Annotated in this window: 14 protein-coding genes; 10 read left to right on the top strand and 4 right to left on the bottom strand. The window is 44.8% G+C overall.

The window, feature by feature from the left end; translation table 11 throughout:
* Nucleotides 1-43: 43 nt before the first annotated feature.
* Nucleotides 44-385, bottom strand: coding sequence for a putative quinol monooxygenase (locus tag L4D76_RS17945; protein ID WP_428442256.1), 342 nt, complete (start codon nt 383-385; stop codon nt 44-46).
* A gap of 269 nt (nt 386-654) precedes the next feature.
* On the opposite strand from L4D76_RS17945, the gene L4D76_RS17940 reads away from it, so the two are divergent.
* The 7 genes from L4D76_RS17940 to L4D76_RS17910 all read left to right on the top strand — a co-directional run bounded on the left by L4D76_RS17940 (nt 655) and on the right by L4D76_RS17910 (nt 9,938).
* Nucleotides 655-2,889 carry an FUSC family protein gene (locus L4D76_RS17940; RefSeq protein ID WP_428442287.1) on the top strand — a complete coding sequence of 745 codons (2,235 nt, stop codon included), beginning with the start codon at nt 655-657 and terminating at the stop codon, nt 2,887-2,889.
* 10 nt (nt 2,890-2,899) lie between these two features.
* Entirely contained in the window at nt 2,900-4,540 is a 1,641-nt protein-coding gene (locus L4D76_RS17935; protein WP_428442255.1) for a TolC family protein, read from the top strand.
* A 5-nt stretch (nt 4,541-4,545) separates the two neighbouring features.
* Nucleotides 4,546-4,749, top strand: a complete 204-nt coding sequence (locus L4D76_RS17930) for a DUF1656 domain-containing protein (RefSeq protein ID WP_428442286.1) — start codon at nt 4,546-4,548, stop codon at nt 4,747-4,749.
* A gap of 17 nt (nt 4,750-4,766) precedes the next feature.
* Entirely contained in the window at nt 4,767-5,648 is an 882-nt protein-coding gene (locus L4D76_RS17925; protein WP_428442285.1) for an efflux RND transporter periplasmic adaptor subunit, read from the top strand.
* Between the two features lie 106 nt (nt 5,649-5,754).
* Complete coding sequence (locus tag L4D76_RS17920) at nt 5,755-6,930, top strand: YcjF family protein (RefSeq protein ID WP_428442254.1); 1,176 nt, start codon at nt 5,755-5,757, stop codon at nt 6,928-6,930.
* On the top strand, nt 6,911-8,455 hold the full coding sequence (locus L4D76_RS17915; RefSeq protein ID WP_428442253.1) for a GTPase family protein: 1,545 nt from the start codon (nt 6,911-6,913) through the stop codon (nt 8,453-8,455). The genes L4D76_RS17920 and L4D76_RS17915 overlap by 20 nt, the downstream gene beginning before the upstream one ends.
* A gap of 430 nt (nt 8,456-8,885) precedes the next feature.
* A complete protein-coding gene (locus L4D76_RS17910; protein WP_428442252.1) occupies nt 8,886-9,938 on the top strand; it encodes a sensor domain-containing diguanylate cyclase in 1,053 nt (350 codons plus the stop codon).
* A gap of 358 nt (nt 9,939-10,296) precedes the next feature.
* On the opposite strand, the gene cra is transcribed toward L4D76_RS17910, so the two are convergent.
* Complete coding sequence (gene cra, locus L4D76_RS17905; RefSeq protein ID WP_428442251.1) at nt 10,297-11,280, bottom strand: catabolite repressor/activator; 984 nt, start codon at nt 11,278-11,280, stop codon at nt 10,297-10,299.
* A gap of 297 nt (nt 11,281-11,577) precedes the next feature.
* Here cra and fruB point away from each other — a divergent pair, with 297 nt between their 5' ends.
* Genes fruB through fruA form a run of 3 tightly spaced genes read left to right on the top strand, consistent with a single transcriptional unit; the run spans nt 11,578 to nt 15,476 of the window.
* Nucleotides 11,578-12,696 carry a fused PTS fructose transporter subunit IIA/HPr protein gene (fruB, locus tag L4D76_RS17900; protein WP_428442250.1) on the top strand — a complete coding sequence of 373 codons (1,119 nt, stop codon included), beginning with the start codon at nt 11,578-11,580 and terminating at the stop codon, nt 12,694-12,696.
* Complete coding sequence (pfkB, locus tag L4D76_RS17895) at nt 12,696-13,715, top strand: 1-phosphofructokinase (protein ID WP_428442249.1); 1,020 nt, start codon at nt 12,696-12,698, stop codon at nt 13,713-13,715. Before fruB ends, pfkB begins: the two co-directional genes overlap by 1 nt.
* A 21-nt stretch (nt 13,716-13,736) precedes the next feature.
* Nucleotides 13,737-15,476 (top strand): PTS fructose transporter subunit IIBC, encoded by a 1,740-nt coding sequence (gene fruA, locus L4D76_RS17890; RefSeq protein ID WP_428442248.1) that lies wholly within the window; start codon nt 13,737-13,739, stop codon nt 15,474-15,476.
* Nucleotides 15,477-15,854: 378 nt separating this feature from the next.
* Here fruA and L4D76_RS17885 read toward each other — a convergent pair whose 3' ends face one another.
* Both L4D76_RS17885 and ppsR read right to left on the bottom strand, forming a co-directional pair.
* Complete coding sequence (locus L4D76_RS17885) at nt 15,855-16,583, bottom strand: hypothetical protein (protein ID WP_428442247.1); 729 nt, start codon at nt 16,581-16,583, stop codon at nt 15,855-15,857.
* A 396-nt stretch (nt 16,584-16,979) separates the two neighbouring features.
* Entirely contained in the window at nt 16,980-17,813 is an 834-nt protein-coding gene (gene ppsR, locus L4D76_RS17880) for a posphoenolpyruvate synthetase regulatory kinase/phosphorylase PpsR (RefSeq protein ID WP_428442246.1), read from the bottom strand.
* Nucleotides 17,814-17,865 lie beyond the last annotated feature (52 nt).

Below are 17,865 nucleotides of genomic sequence, written 5' to 3'. Positions count from 1 at the left end.
GATGCGATCTATCTAGCCGTTATCGTCTTTTTAATTAAATTACCTATGGAGCGTCATATCCTTCAGGCTCATCTGAATAGATGGTTACATTCCACTTTTGAGCCGCGCCGCTCTCGGCTTCACAATGCTCGGCAAAAAATGCTTTAATTTCTTCACGCTGACAATGTGCTTCAAATGCCGCCATATCTGCCCAGATTTCATTGAACACAATAGGGAAGGACTCCCCCGTTGCAAAAGGGCTTTCAATATGGCGTGTCACCATATACTGAAGGCATCCATCTTCCCGCTGTGTATTGGGTTCCAAAGCCTGTAGTACGGTGAAAAGCTCTTTTTCCCGTCCTGGCTTAGGTTGAAATTGCGCAATGCAATAGACCTTTTTAGACATACTTTATTTTCCCTGCTTGCTGTGCGATCTATGAGTATGGTTGCATTAGGCTACCAGCTTACCCTGAGCTAATGTAGTTAATTCAGTTCATTTTTAACGGCACTTCTCATGATCATGTTTTAGGGGGCTTTCAATATTATCGCCTAGGCTTTATACGGCTGATTAATAATTGAGGTGTCTGGATGACAGATAAGGGCTCCGATCAAATAGCGCAACCTCTTACACTCAGGTACTTCTTATTTATTCGTCACTGGCTGATGCCTTTTTGTCTGAGTGATAAATTTAAGTTTGCGACCAAAGTTGCTTTAAGCTTAACGCTTGCATTCCTTATTCCACTGGCATTGGGATGGCCTCAAGCATCGACGGCTGCGACTACAGTAATGCTGATTGCATCGACGGGAAGCCGACGTGAATCGCTGGCGAAAGGGACATTACGAATTTTAGGTACTTTGGTCGGTGCTGTGATCGGATTGTTGCTGGTTGGTCTGTTTGCGCAAGATCGTTTGCTGTATATGCTGACAGTTTCTATTGTTATTTCTTTTGTTTTTTATATCCGTAATGCGTACAAGCAAGATCCGACGCTTTTCATGCTTACCGGCGTAATGATTTTAATGATGTCTAACGGTGGTGACGCGGGCGGGGCTTTTATCTATGGCGTTGACCGTGCGTATATGACAATGTTTGGTGTTGTTGTTTATACGCTTGTCGGCATTTTTGTTTTTCCAACTAAGACTGAACAAAATCTCAGAATGTTAGCGGCTGAACTTGGTGCCTTGCAGCTCAAATTGTTTAAGCGTTTATCAAATCAAGTTTCAACAATGCCACAATCAGAGATCCATGAGTCACATAATCAATCCGACGAGGACATCGAAGCAGCAAATGAAGTAACTGGCACAACAGAGAGTGCCGGAAATATCGAGACAGAACCAACTGAAGAAGGCCTGGTTCAGCAATTGTATGCGGCACAGAATGCATTAGAGCAACGATATAGTGCGATAAGTGCTGAATGCAGTGATGTTTCAGCGTACAAGAAAGAATGGGATTTGGCGCTTTATTACTATAAAAAAGTGACTCAGCTACTCATCTTCGTCGCGCAAAGCAAAGATCTGGCATCCATTGATATCCCATCATTTATAACCAATTATCACGATACCATTTATAAAATTGAGGATCTGTTTGCGTCTGTTGAGGCTGGGTGGGGTGAAAAAAATAGCGAGCGTAACGCCTTAGAGCATAAGGTGAGCTATGATGTTGAAGCTTTAAACTCCTGCTCTCATCTACAAAAAGGTAGCCTGATAACGCTCGGCTATATACTGAATTCGTTACATGAAACCCTCTCGCGTCTGACTGCTACCGTATATTGTATTGATTCGGTCACCGGGCGTGTTTCATTTAAGGAAACAGTGCCAAAGACACCGGGACGGTTTTTATGGTGGGATGCAGAGAATGCAAAAACAGCGATAAAGGTGTTTGTAACGTATTGGGTGGCTGGCATTTTATGGATTTATTTTAATCCGCCAGGTGGATACAGTTTTGTTATATTTTCGACCATATTTGTATCAGTTCTTTCATATATCCCGGTGCATCCGGTTCTGCTACTCGTATTGTTCACTTTTGGTTTTTTGTTTGCTGTTCCCTCATATGTTTTTATTCTGCCGCAACTTTCACTGGGTGTTGAACTGGGGGCCTTTATTTTTATCTACACCTTTATTGGCTTCTATTTGTTTAAAGGGCCCATCACCATTTTCTTCCTGATAGGATTATTTATCCTCGGTATTGATAACACCATGACATATCATTTTGGCATTATTCTTACCATTATTTTGCTGTTCTATCTCGTGGTGTTGATGATTATTGTCTCCTATTACTTTCCATTTTCATCAAGGCCAGAGCATTTATTTCTGGTCATGAGGGAGCGCTTTTTCCGGCATGTCTGCGGGTTATTACGTGTTCAGCAGCTTTCTGATCCATCGGCTGTAAATCGACTTCATCGCAGTTTGCATTTAGTGACTATGAACGTGACCGTAAAAAAACTCATATTATGGAGTGGCAAAGTTAACCAGAAGACGATCACTCAAGCCTCCCCTGAAGCGCTGGTGGAATTTGCAAAAGGCTGCAATTTGCTGTGTAACCATTTAAATACATTTGTATCAGCAGATCAGATGCTTAAGACCAACGTGTTGGTGAATCAGGCCCGTGCCACCTATGTTAGTGTTACCAAGGGCGATCAAGTCTTGGCACAGATGGCGAAATCACTGACTGGTGGTCGAAGGCAAGAGGCGCTGAATGATGTTTTTCATGCTTACAGTATTGATTATGAGAGTACCGAAGAAAAACTGGAAAGCTTTTTCAACAGCCTAAGCTTAAATGACTATTCTGATTCAGAGATAGCCGGTTTTTATATTCTCCTGAACTTGAATAAGAATGTGTACCAAGCGATGAATCAGTGCAAAGTGGCTTATGAGGATGTCAACTGGGTGAATTTGCGCCAGATGAAATTCTAAGGGGTGAGAGATGTTTAAAAAACAGATTAAAACATGCCTCACTCTTCAACTTTTATACAGTCTTACTGCCTGTACGGTTGTGGGACCTGATTTTCAGGGGGTGAATGAAGTAAAACTGCCTGAAAGTTGGAAAACGAACAACAACAAGCGCGCTGAGCAAAATACTATGCAGTGGTGGATGCAGTTTAACGATCCTACTTTGAACGCAATAGTCGATTATGCCAACCAGCAAAATCTGGATATTGAAGCAGCAGGCCTGCGTATACTTCAGGCTCGCATGCTCTTCGGTATTAGTGACTCGTTTCGTTATCCGCAGTCGCAGAGGGCGTCCGGTAATTTGGCGAAAGTCTATAATAACGAGCAATCATTCACGAATGCAGCCTTGTCATTTGATGCCGGTTGGGAGATGGATGTTTGGGGTAAATATGCCCGTGGTATTGAGTCTGCTGAGGCTGGCTTATATGCATCGATAGCGTCGTACAACGATATTATCGTGAGTATTACAGCGGAAGTAGCCCGTAATTACGTTAACTATCGTACTTTTCAAGAACGCATTTTATTGTCTGAACGTAATATCCAGATCCAGGAACGTGTCGTTGGCATCACCCAGGTGCAATATGACTCCGGTAATGTGACTGAACTGGATGTGCAGCAGGCGAAGAGCCAACTTTATTCGACCAAGGCGGCGCTTCCAGGTTTACAAATCGGCATGCTGCAATCTCGTAATGCATTAGCATTGTTATTGGGTGTAATGCCGGATCAAATAGAAGCCATGCTGGCATCTGCGGATATTGATGCACGAGTCAAAACTTACAACTCGAAATATGTCAGAGGTGACGCCAAGCAACAACTATCAGGCTACGACGATTATTCGTTAGTTCCCCGACCGCCGGCGGTTGATAGTGCCATTGATGGATCACTGGTGATGCGGCGTCCTGATTTACAAGTGGCAGAATTACAGGCCCATCTTCAAAGTGCCCAAATAGGGGTTGCAGAAGCCGAGCTGTATCCGAGCTTTTCATTATTCGGCTCAATAGGGGTTAACAGTACAGTACGAACGGGTAGCAGCTTTAGTTTCAGTGATTCACTCACATTATCGGCAGGGCCTGCGTTTTCCTGGAATATCTTTCAATATGGCCGAGTGAAAAACAATATCCGCTTAGAAGATGCCCGTTTCCAGGAAACGTTGACGAGCTATAACAAGAAAGTGTTGCAGGCGGTTCAAGAGGTGAGTAACGCGCTGGAATCTTATCAATGGTATCAGCAGCAGAAACAGCTGCAATTAAACTCGGTGAATGCGTCTTTGCGGGCTTTTAATATATCAATGATCCAATATGAAAATGGCCAGATCACCTTTGAGCGATTACTTAATTCAGTAGAGAAAATGACTCGAAGTGAAGACAGTTATGCTCTGATAAAAGGAAATGTAGCCAACCAGGTTGTAGCGCTCTACAAGGCGTTGGGTGGCGGCTGGGAAGTGAATACCGGCAAGCCTTTTGTCAGTGAAACACATATTGAGCAAATGAAAAAACGTACAGATTGGGGTGATAAGCTGGATTCACCTCCGCTGCTACCTCCACTGTTGCCTGGTTCAGTCAAGCAACCGCAAGCACTGTTTGACAATGCCAAGAATGAAGGGAGTGTTCAATAATGGCGATGCCTCATGAACTCTCGGCGGGTGATGTTTATTTCTCTCCCATGCTACTTGTGATTTTCATTGCCGTGACAGCGACATGGATAACAGTAGCGATACTGAATAAAACACGTTTATCTCGATTAATTGCTTTTCCATCCATGACTTTTCTGGCGATCACGCTGTTTTACATCGTCGCGATCGATAGCTTCTTCTTACGGTTTTAGGAGGGAACTTGAACAAGATAAAAAAGATATTGGTCATAGTACTTAATGTCCTGATCATTGGCGGCGCTATTTATCTGGGTTACCAAAAATATGAAGAGTACTTTACTCATCCCTGGACTCGTGACGGGCAGGTACGCGCCAACGTGATAAAAGTGGCGCCACGCGTGTCGGGCCCAATTGTAAATGTGACGGTCAATGATAACCAATTTGTTAAGCAAGGGGATTTACTGTTCCAGATAGATCCGAGTACTTACGCGATATCACTAGCACAAGCAGAAGCATCCCTTGAGCGTGCAAAACTCAGTGCTCGCGGAAAAAAAATCGAGTACGACAGACTCTTGGATATTAGAGCTAAAGATAGAGGAGCGGTTTCGCATAAAGATCTGATCCGTAGACAAATTGCATACGAAGAATCGCTAATTCAAATCAAAGTATCTGAACAGCAACTAAAAGCGGCTAAGCTAAACCTGACATTTACCAATGTCTTTGCTTCGGTTGATGGGTATGTCTCAAATATTGATATTCAAATTGGTACTCAGGCTGTGGCGAATCAACCCCTGATTGCGCTTGTAGATAGTAATAGTTTTTGGGTTTTTGGTTACTTTCGTGAAAACCAGCTTGAGCAAATTCAGATGGGCAATAAAGCAATGGTGACGCTAATGGCGCATCCGGATAAGCCAATTGAAGGTAAGGTTGAGTCGCTGGGGTGGGGGATTGCGCCGACAGATGGCACCGTGGGTTATAACTTGTTACCCAATGTGAATCCGGTATTCCAGTGGATCCGGCTAGCACAGCGGATCCCTGTACGTATCTCACTTGATGATTTGCCTGAAGGGGTCGAGTTACGCTTCGGGTTGTCAGCGTCAATCATGGTAATGCAGGAAGAGACTGAAAATTAGCGGTAAAGAGCGGGAGTATCTGACTTTCGTCTCTGTAATTATGTTAAGTTTTATGGGGTTAATAGCCATAAAACAATTCACGGATGCTGATTAAGTGATTACAGGAATGAATAGTCTTAAGAAAATCTTCGATTACATCAATCCATCTGTTAATCCAGATATTGAACCCGCCTTTACCCAATGGCAGGAACAGCTGCCGACCCTATGGCTGCTGGGTAAAACCGGAGCAGGAAAATCGTCGTTAGTCCAAGCGCTGACGGGAAACTCTCAAGTGGAAATCGGTAATGGTTTCCGCCCTTGCACCAAGACTGCTGTGAGTTATGACTATCCGGTAAATAATCCTCTGTTACGTTTTCTTGATACACGTGGCGTGTCTGAAACTGACTACGATCCCGCTGAAGATATTCAAACCTGTCAGCATCGAAGCCATGCCTTGATCGTGGTGATGAAAGCGGAAGAGCCTGAACAGAGTGGTGTGCTCAACGCCCTTACAAGAATTAAAAAATCAGGGACAATAAAGCAAATTATTGTTGTTCATACAGCGGTACTCGCCATTGCCGAGATCGCTGAGCGCGAAAGGGCCATGATCCATAACCAGAGCCAGGTTGAAGCAATATGGGGGAGAACTGTGCCGTCGGTTGCGGCGGATTTTGCTCCCCATGAAACAGAACCCGATTACGCTGATGATGCCCGTATCGGCGAAAGTGGTATTAACGAACTGAAAAATGAGTTGGCTGAGATGCTACCGATCCTCAGTTTGTTGACCAAGAAGCAAGCGGACGCATCCCGTGAAGAAAGTAATTTTGAAAAACTTCGTACAGAAGTGATGTGGTATGCCGGTGCGGCAGGGGCCAGTGATGCGATCCCGGCGGTAGGCCTGGTTTCAGTGCCTGCTATTCAGGGAAAAATGCTTCACAGTCTGGCTAACCAATATGCAGTAGCATGGGATAAACAGTGCTTTATGGAGTTCATTAGCACATTAGGCACAGGCTTTATGGTGCAGTATCTGTCTAAGCTGGGTATTCGCCAGCTGGTGAAGTTCATTCCTGCCTATGGTCAGACGGTCGGCGGTGCAACGGCGGCGGCAATCAGTTTTTCATCCACTTATGCGATTGGCCGGGCAGCCTGTAAATATCTGTATCACAAGAGTAAGGGCGAAACTGTTACGAAAGATGAAATGAAGGCGCTGTTTGAGCAGGCATTGAATAATGCAAAAGCTGTTGCCGAAATAGAAGTCGGTAAAAGCGGTAAACAGGATAGTAATGAAACCGATAAAAAATAGTTATCAGTTGATGAGCCGGGTGTCTGATGGCTTTGTTCCGTTGATGATCACAGCGATCATTCTGCCGTTTGGTGTGCTTGCTGTCTTTGGTGTGATATCGCTGTTTGAGAAAGGCTATTGGTTGCTTTTTCTGATTATTATTGCCGTGTTATGTCTAGCGATATTCTTGCCGTACCTGTGGCTTCGGCGGAATCATAAAATAGAAGGTTCCACCGCTGAAGAGTTTGCGGAAATTATGGTTAAGCCATCACTGCAATGGGCTGATTTTGATCGACAAGTCTGGCAATCCCAGAATGCCATGATTGACCAGCAGTTAGCTGAGAGCGCGGATTGGACATCGCTACGATCCCATGCGTTTACTATTGTCAGCGAAGTGGCAAGGCAATATCACCCGGAGACTAAAGCGAAGGAACTCGCATTCTCAGCACCAGAATTTCTGTTAATGGTGGAAGAAGTCAGTCGTCGCTATCGCCGCTTGTTGCATGATCATGTGCCGTTTTCTGAAAAGATCCGTATAACCACGCTAAAGCAAGGTTATGAACAGAAGGATAAGGTTCAAACGGCCAAGAAAGCTTATGATATTTACCGTGTTTTTCGCGCGATAACCCCAGCAGGGTGGATCGCAGAAGCCAGAGGGCAAATCATTGGTCGATTATTTGATGAAGTCAGCGCAGAAGTGCAAGCGAAACTGAAGAAAGCCTTATTGCAGGAAGTGGTGTCGGTCGCGATTGATTTATATAGCGGCCGGTTTCAGGCTAAAGATACCGAGTTGCAACATAGTCACGCCGCTGACTTGGATGAGGAACGATTGGCACCTGATATCGACCCATTGCGTGTGACGATCATTGGTCAGGTGAGTGCCGGTAAGTCATCCGTTGTTAACGCTATTACTGGCAGTATGGTGGCTGAAGTCAGCGCGCTCCCATCTACTGACTGTGTGACTGTGCATAAATGTGAAGTGGAGGGGATTGATCTTGTCCACTTGGTTGATTTGCCGGGTATTGATGGTAACCCAAAAACAGAGTCATTAATTTTTGAGCAAATCATTAACAGTGATTTGGTGTTCTGGGTACTAAAAGCGAACCAGTCAGCACGAGCTTTAGATAGTCAATTGAAAAGCAAAGTGGATGCTTTCTATGCCGATGCGGCTAATCGTTCGAGGAAAAAGCCGCAAATTATGGCATTAGTCAATCAGGTAGACAGGTTACAACCGGTTCAGGAATGGTCTCCGCCCTATGATTTAACCTCAGGCGATTCAGCCAAGGCAATGATCATTAAAGAAGCGGTGGAATATAACCGGGCATTGCTTAACCCCGATAAGATATTGCCGCTGTGTGTCGGCGAGGGAAAAACAGCTTATAACCTTGATCAAATTAGTGAGTTTTTGCAGACAGCCTATGAGAGCGGTGTGAATACTCAGCTGAACCGCCGCCGTTTGGAGCATGGTAAACTGGCTTTGGGTGAACAGGCTAAGCGTCTGTACCGGTTAGGAAAGAAGATGTTTGAGCAATCAGATAGAGAGTAAAAGGTAACAGTTATTCCCAATTCAACGATAGTGGGGTCATATACCCAAACTACCTCAAGATGCGAGGTTCAGAGCTTCTTCTGGGAACTCAATTCGAACGAAATGTGTGTAGGAATGGCATTCCCTTTCAAACATATTTTGTGAAGAAGTGGTTTTCCAGAGAAGCTCCCAAAGGGCGAGTTTCATTGGCTTTTATTCTGTGTTAGCCATTCTCTAAATAGAACCACTATTCACTCAAATGGCCGCCTTGACTAAAAGCCAATGAATTCTCGCTGAACTCTGCATCTTGAGGTAGTTTGGGTATAGCTCACAAAATGTGAAATATAAGCTATTCCAACAAGCATATATGTTTAATGTGTTGTATATGCAATTGGTATTATTTTTTTGCAGAACAGAAATGTTGATTTGGACTAAACGATAGAGCCCGTGTATGAAGAACTACTCTGAAAGTGAGCGCGTCATTCGTTGCTTGTATCAAATCACTAACGCCTACGATCGCGGCTTTGATTACCAAATACAGGCTTTGCTTAAGATGGGGCTTGAACGTTTTAATCTCGATATTGCTATTCTCTCGAAGGTGGATGGTAATCGTTACACCATTGTTCAGTGTGTCTGCCCGGAAGATATTTCACTAAAATCAGGGGACAGTTTTGAGCTTGGTGCTACCTACTGCTCCTTGGTTTGCTACACAGATGAACCCGTGGCGGTAGAGCATGTGGGACAGAGTGACGAACTCGGTCAGCATCCCGCATATCGGGAGCTTGGACTAGAGTCATACATAGGTATACCTATTCGCTGTCATGGTGACCTTTACGGTACCCTTAACTTTTCCAGTGCTAAGCCATATCCTCGTAAATTCAAGGATATCGACATCGATTCATTGAAACTGATGGCCTCGTGGATCGAAGTGGAATTAATCCGTCGCCAGCAGGAAGCCGAACTGTTGGCGATGAATCGTGATTTGCTAAAGCAGGCTGCAACCGATAGCCTGACTAAGCTGCCCAATCGTCGCTGTCTGTTCAAGTATTTGCGTCAAGAAGTTAACCGTCTCAACCGAAGTTGCAATGAATCGGCCTTGGTACTGATCGATATCGATCACTTTAAGGCGGTTAATGACCACTATGGCCATCAACATGGTGATTTGGTATTGGCAGAGGTCGCCAACGTACTCCGAGGGGTACTGCGTGACTATGATTTTGTTGCCCGATATGGTGGTGATGAGTTTCTGCTTTGGTTGCCGGAAAACAGAGCGGCGCAGATCAACACTGTCTGTAAGCGTATTATGACGAACATAGAAGCTTTATCAGTGACCGATAAACCAATTACATTAAGCATGGGGATCTGCCAATATCAGAGTACCGGTCATTATCGGGGCAGTGTTGATGGCTTGATCGATATGTTGATTGAACGGGCAGATAAAGCCTTATATGCAGCAAAACAGCAAGGGCGAAACCGGTTTGTAACATTTTCCGTGGAGCAATAACATTACCGTGATACAGCAGAATAATGCACCATTGCGATATACCCAAGTTACCTCAAGATGCAGGATTCAGAGTGATGCCAGCCAGTTCAATTCAAGGAAAATGTGCGAAGGAATGACTGGTCCTTTCGAGTGCATTTGACACAGAAGTGGGCTGGCTGGATCACTCCCGAAGGGCGAGTTTTCCAGACTCTAATGTTGCGTTACTGATTTTTGATGTAGAGCGACTATATCTGCAAATCAGCGCCTGACCTTAGCGTCTGGAAATTCTCGCTGAAACGAGCATCTTGAGGTTACTTGGGTATAGACTTCGGCTTACGTTATCGCTCTGGTGCTATGCTATCATTTTTCATATGAACGATTAACGTCGCTTAATTTCCCTCGGTACCACTTCCACACCTGTGCGGTATCGCCCGGCTGTCGCATTAAGTGCTAACTCCAGGGCGCTGTCGGCAATTAACTCAAATTGCTGAGGAAGAGATTGAATTTTAATCGGCAGAAAATCCAATAAACGGTTGTCACCAAATGTGGCCAGGTGGGTTTTCGCCATCAGCGCCGGATTGGCTAGCAGGCAATCTAAAATACCTTCAAACAAGGTATAAGAGGTGGCAAGAATGGCATCCGGAAAGCTGTTGTTATCTATCCACTGCTGTACCTGATATTGCCCTTGTTCCTGACTGAAATGATCGCCGTAAGCAATCAGCGTCTCAACATCGCGATGGTGGCTATGGATCGCTGCATAGAACCCTTGCTCACGCTCCTTTGATACCCCAAGATCAGGCACCGCACCGATCAGGCCGATACTTCTTACATCTTTTTGTAACAGGGCATGAGTGAGCTCATAAGCCCCCTCTAAATCTTCACTGATCACGCTGGCAAAGACTTCATCATCTAAGGCACGGTCAAGTGCTATTACGGGTACACCTCCAGCCTGAATTTTTTTATAAAAGTCGTGATCGGCGGGCAGGGCACTAGCCACGAGCAGTGCATCGATACGGCGGCTGATCAAGGTCTCTGCAACTTTCATTTCGGTTTCAATATCATCATCAGAGCAGGAGATGATGAGTTGATAGCCCGCTTTTCTTGCATCGCGTTCCAGCAATTTTGCCAGTTTTGCATAACTGCTGTTTTCCAGATCCGGGATGATCAATCCAAATGAGCGGCTGTTGCCTGCACGTAATGATTTGGCGGCATGATCAGGACGGAAGTTAAACTCATTAACGACCGCCATGACTTTCTGTTGGGTTTTTTCGCTGATCCGATACTTGCTGGCTTTGCCATTAATGACATAGCTTGCAGTGGTACGGGAGACACCAGCAAGTTTTGCAATTTCATCTAACGTCATCGAGATTTCTTACTCTTCGCCGGAATATTTGTGCAGTTGATCATATATTCGCAAATGATCCTGCACGGAACAATTGCAATAATAGCTGAAACCATTCAGCATGTCAGCTGAAAGGTTTCAGCAGAGCTTTAAAATGTTTACATGTTCTGCTGAAACTTTTAAATGGCCAAAAAGCTGAAACGATTCAGCTTTGGTTTCAGCATTAACTTATAATTAAACGACGGGTCGAGATGAACCTTGGGTTCATCATAAAGAAGACCGAGTAGAAGACAGAAAACTGTCATATGGAGTGAATTCATGTTGTCACTATCACAGAACGATATTCAGCTAAAACAAGCCGCCCCTGACAAACAAGAAGCGATAAAGGCGCTGGCCGTCAGCTTAGAAAAACAGGGGCTGGTTGAGGCGGGGTATGTCAATGGCATGCTGGCTCGTGAAGCTCAGAACTCGACTTTCCTGGGCAATGGAATCGCAATTCCTCACGGTACAACGGATACGCGCGGTTTGGTAAAACAAACAGGCGTGAAGATCCATCACTTCCCGCAGGGTGTGGATTGGGGCAATGGAAATACCGTCTATCTGGCTATCGGTATTGCGGCAAAATCTGATGAGCACCTTGGTATTCTTAAGCAACTAACGAAAGTGCTTTCAGCTGATGGCGTTGAAGAGAAACTAAAACAAAGCGACAGTGCTGACGGCATAATTGCGATACTAAATGGTGACGAGCAGCTAGAAGCTGAATTTGATACCGGGCTGGTTCAACTGGCATTTCCGGCAACAGACGTAATCCAGCTAACGGCTGTTGCTGCTGGTCTTATAAAAAACCGCAAGCTTGCTGGTAACGGCTGTGTTGCTGATGCGATTGCTTCTGGTGCAACTCACCTTGGTCAAGGTTTGTGGCTGGCAAAGAGCAATAAAGAAGTGGTGAAAACGGCACTTTCTTTTGTTACGCCGGCTCACTCTTTTGAAGAAGACGGACAACCAGTTAAAGGATTATTGATGGTTGCTGCTTGTAATGCGGCCCACTTGAAGAATTTGGCGTATTTAACTCAGCTGCTTTATAAGAACCAATCAGAAAAACTGTTTGCTGCAACTGAAGAAAAAGTAGTTTCGCTTTTCACCGAAGAGACCATTGAGGGTTCAACAGAAGTCTTCAAGATCCGCAATTCACACGGTCTGCATGCCCGTCCTGGTGCGATGCTGGTGAGCGTGGCAAAGAAATTCAATTCAAGTATTCAGGTACTTAATCTATGTGGTGACGGCAAATCGGCAAATGCGAAGAGCCTGATGAAGGTGATTGCTTTAGGTGTTAAACATGGCCATCAGCTGCAATTTACTGCGCAAGGTGATGATGCTGAGTTGGCACTGGAATCGATTGGCCAGGCAATTGCTGATGGCTTGGGTGAGGGAAAGTAATGACTGATTCAAATCATCCTGTTTTTCACCAAACAGCGTCTCACAAACCAAAGATTGTCACCGTTACGCTAAATCCTGCTTTGGATTTAACCGGCAGCCTGAATACGCTGACTGCCGGTACCGTTAACGTCGTGAACAAAGGCAGTTTGCACCCCGCAGGTAAAGGTGTAAATGTTGCGAAAGTACTGGCTGAGTTAGGTGCAGAGGTTACCGTTACCGGTTTATTAGGTGCAGATAACCAAGAACCGTTCTGTCAGCTTTTTGAACAGCTAGGTGCAACGGATAAGTTTGTTCGTGTTAAAGGTGCAAGCCGCATCAACGTGAAACTGGTTGAGCAAACAGGCCAGGTTAGCGATATCAACTTCCCGGGGGTTGCGGTATCTGAAGACGATATTATCCGTTTCGAGCAGACATTGTTTGAACTGGTCGATAGCCATGATGTGTTTGTTATTGCGGGCAGCTTACCTGTTGGTATTACGCCTGAGATGTGTGCGGGTTGGGTATCGCGTCTTCATCAATTGGGTAAACAAGTGTTGTTTGATAGCAGTAAAGCGGCATTAGCGGCTGGTCTGGAAGCAAACCCATGGTTGGTAAAACCTAATGATGAAGAGCTATCAGAATGGGCAGGACGTGAATTAACGTCAGAAGCGGAATTTACAGCAGTTGCAGAACAACTTTTACAAAAAGGAATTGCCAATGTGGTGGTGTCTTTAGGTGCAGAAGGCGTGATGTGGCTGAGTAATAAAGGATGGTTACGTTCGCAACCACCAAAAATGCAGGTCGTCAGTACAGTGGGTGCGGGTGACACATTAGTGGCCGGTATGTGCTGGGGGCATCTGAATAACTGGAACAGAGAAGAAACTCTTCGTTTCGCAACAGCATTATCTGCTTTGGCAGTGGCTCAAGTTGGAGTCGGTGTTGAAGATATTGAGACCGTGCTGGCGATGAAAGAAAGAGTGCAAATCTCAAAATCAGATCTTGCTGAAAAGACCAGATCTAAAAATTACGTGAAGTGCTAACAAGGATCAGAGGGTATCAAGATGAAAATTGCAATCGTAACAGCTTGCCCCAGTGGCATTGCAAACAGCGTCATTGCTGCAGGCCTATTGGAAAAAGCAGCAGCAGAACTACAGTGGAACGCCGATATTGAATGTCAGTCAACGGTTACGGCGATGAAGTCTCTGACTTCTGCTCAGATTAAAGCCGCAGACTGCATTGTGATTGCCGCAAGTACCGCAATTGATAAATCACGCTTTGCAGGTAAAAAAGTCTATCAGTCAGAGGTTTCTGAATGTTTTGCTGAGCCAAAAGTTTACTTGCAACAAGCCGTAGAAAAAGCAACTGTTCTATCTGCATCGACGGCTCAGAAAGTTGTCGCTGAAACGGTGGCTGCATCAGGGAAGAAGAAAATTGTTGCGATCACTGCATGTCCAACAGGTGTAGCACATACCTTCATGGCAGCAGAAGCGCTGGAAGGTGAGGGTAAGCGTCAGGGACATGATATTAAGGTGGAAACCCGTGGCTCTGTTGGTGCGAAAAACCAGCTAACGGCAGAGGAAATTGCAGCGGCTGATTTGGTTATTATTGCGGCTGATATTGAAGTCGACCTTGCTCGATTTGATGGTAAGAAGCTATACAAAACCAGCACCGGTCTGGCACTGAAGAAAACCGCACAAGAATTAGATAAAGCATTTTCAAGTGCTGCGATTTACAAGCATGACGCGGGCAATGCGTCTGCGGGCGATCAGAAACAAGAGAAAACCGGTGCTTATAAACACTTGATGACAGGTGTATCACACATGCTGCCGTTGGTTGTTGCGGGTGGCTTGGCGATTGCGTTGTCATTTGTCTTTGGTATCGAAGCATTTAAAGAAGAAGGTACGTTAGCGGCGGCGCTGATGACCATTGGTGGTGGTTCGGCATTTGCGTTGATGGTGCCTGTTCTTGCTGGTTTCATCGCATTTTCGATTGCTGACCGTCCGGGTCTGGCTCCTGGCTTGATTGGCGGCATGTTAGCAAGTTCGATAGGTGCAGGTTTTCTTGGTGGCATCGTTGCCGGTTTTCTTGCGGGATACAGTGCCAAACTGATTGCCGATAAAGTGCAGCTACCTCAGTCGATGGAAGCGCTTAAACCTATTCTGATCATTCCGTTAGCAGCGAGCTTGATCACTGGTCTTATCATGATTTACATCGTGGGTGGCCCGGTTGCTGCTGCAATGACAGGTTTGACTGAATTCTTGAACAATATGGGGTCGGCTAACGCAGTACTACTGGGCATCATCCTTGGTTGTATGATGTGTTTCGATCTGGGTGGTCCGGTAAACAAAGCGGCATATACGTTCGGTGTCGGTCTGCTTGCGTCACAGACTTACGCGCCAATGGCAGCAATCATGGCGGCGGGTATGGTGCCTGCGCTCGGTATGGGTCTGGCAACATTCCTTGCAAAAAGAAAATTCAACGCAAGTGAATCAGAAGCGGGTAAAGCGTCTTTCGTGCTTGGTATGTGCTTTATCTCAGAAGGTGCGATTCCATTTGCAGCTCGCGATCCAATGCGTGTGATCCCAAGCTGCATGGCGGGTGGTGCGTTAACCGGTGGTCTGTCTATGCTGTTTGGTGCAAAATTGATGGCGCCACATGGTGGTCTGTTTGTTCTGTTTATTCCAAATGCGATCACCCCCGTGCTGATGTATCTGGTTGCGATTGCGGCCGGTACGCTGCTAACCGGTGTGACTTATGCTTTCCTTAAAAAGTCAGAGCAAGAACAACTGGTGACGGCGTAACGATTAACAACCGTGACCCGTTGCTTGATAAGCAGACATCTCAGGTAGAGCCAAAATAAAAAGCCCCGGCACTGATAATGCCGGGGCTTTTGCCACCGCTGCCTACATGAATTTTTTGCATTTACTTGCGTTCAGTATCTCTTATTCTGTTTATTGATACTAAAATCTAGCAGGCTTCCTTCCCCGGAGTGTGCAATTTATCAACTGCTAAAGCACAATAAGAAAGCCGGCCCCAGTAAATACTTTATGTTTTGCAGGTGTTCCTTGCGGTATAGAAAGCGTTTCCGCTTAATGCGCAGGTGTTACTTGTTGTTATTGTTGTCCCCAACGTTGTTGTTGTTGTTATTGTTATTGTTATTGTTATTGTTGTTGTTGTGATTATTTTATTTCTGCTGCGATTAACAACTCGTTGCCGTCAGTTACTAGCAGGTATAATTTCCCTGGATCTAAATCACATAAGCTAATGCTTTGATAATCGCTTCCAGAATCGCTTCCAGGTTTGAAAGATAGTCCACTGCTGCAGCTTTCAACGGTCAATTGATTTGAAATTTCCCCTTTTTCTAAGGTTGGCTCAGTTTTAGAATAAGAGGCTATGGCTCTAATATCGATTGTCGTATGAGTAAATACACGAACACTGTACATACCTTCCTGGTTTGATAATTGCGGAGTATGAGTAAATGATGAAAGTGCGAGTTGATTGCCGTCTAGTTGATCGGCATCTAACCAGGCAATTGCCCATATACTGTCTGAGTTATTGAGTAATACATCCGTGATTTCACTTTTCCCGGTCTGAGTGTTGGTATCCCCAATACCTAGATCAATATGTAATGGTGTTGGTGTTGACCAGCGAATTGGATGTTGATTGATTTCGTTTTTGTCATTGTTATTGGTCGCCACTTTGCTTGCGTCGTCAAAGAGGGGTGTTGAACTGTCTGTTTCTTTGACAAAGTAGTCGACCGACTGATTTGCGGTATTGACGAAATGAACACTTGCGTGCCGTTCATTTGCGAGTTCATCCAGGGCACTATTGGTTTCAATAGTATCACCGTCTGACCCCCCACAGGCCGTGATCAATAAAGTCAGAAAAATTAGCACTGGCCTAAGCATCTCAGCAACCCCTGTGTAATTATTTATGAATCACAAAGTAAGCATATTACAAGAACTAGGGCTTTTTTGATTAATACGAAGGGAATAATTGAACTAAAAGTAACAATCTGATTTTAAAGTATATTCATGCTCTCATTTGTGAGAAATTTATCTTTAACAGCGAGTGGTTAGGATTTACTCGTGTTATTCAATCCTTTGGATCAGGCTATTAAATGAAATTCTTGCAGGGGCCAGAAATTGCGGTAAAACACCGCAACCAAAGCATCTTGAAGAGAAGAAATGCCGGTCGCTTGTTGGTTTGAACACAGCCAACTCAGCATTTCCTGTTAGTTGTAATCAGAGCGGCATTTGGCACGCAAAGTGATGCTTATTTTTAGACGATAAAAATGTTTATCGTTAGCACATTTTGCGTTTTAGACCGCTTATATCCAGCAAGCGAGTCGAGATTTCTTCGACTGATAGCGACGATGTATTGAGGTAAGGGATGGCTTCGCGACGAAACATGGCTTCAACTTTATTCAATTCACATTCACATTGTTGTCTACTGGCGTAATCACTATTTGCATAGCGCTCGTGACGAATGGCAACCAGACGTTCTGCATCTATGGTCAGGCCATAGGTCTTGTAGCGATAAGGCTCAATAACCGCAGGCAGCTTCAAGCTTGCCATGTCTTCGGCGATGAAAGGGTAGTTGACGGCACGGATACCAAATTGCATGGCTAAATAAAGGCTGGTTGGGGTTTTTCCGCAGCGAGAAACACCCAATAAAATCACATCGGCCTGATCAAGATTATTCAGTGAAATCCCATCATCATGCGCTAAGGTGTATTCAATTGCGGCTATACGATCCTGATAGCTTGCTGCGTCTCTGTTAATACTGTGTGACCGTTGTAGTTGTGGTTGCGGTTCGAGTTGCAAATCGTTTTTTAATGACTCAACCAGCACATTAAGCACATCATAAAAATGTGCCTGACTTTGTTCAATGATAGTTTTCACTTCAGGCAATACAATCGAGTAAAAGACAAGAGGCTCTACGCCTGTCGTTTCAAACGATTGATTAATAATGTTTTTTACCTGAGTTGCCCGTTCATTCGTTTCAATAAATGGTAGGGTGGTCTGACGAGTTTCGAGAGGGAATTGCCCCAAAATAGCGTGTCCGAGTGTTTCAGAAGTAATCGCTGTAGCATCAGAAACGTAAAACACATCACGAAAATTTGATTTGCTCTGCATAACAAGTTGAATCCTTAAAATTATTCTGTAACGTTGGCGGTATCAATACTTA

It is taken from the genome of Photobacterium sagamiensis, assembly GCF_050337085.1.
Lineage (GTDB): Bacteria > Pseudomonadota > Gammaproteobacteria > Enterobacterales > Vibrionaceae > Photobacterium > Photobacterium sagamiensis.
The sequence above is the reverse complement of the archived record's forward strand: the minus strand, read 5'-3'. Positions and strand labels throughout refer to the sequence as shown.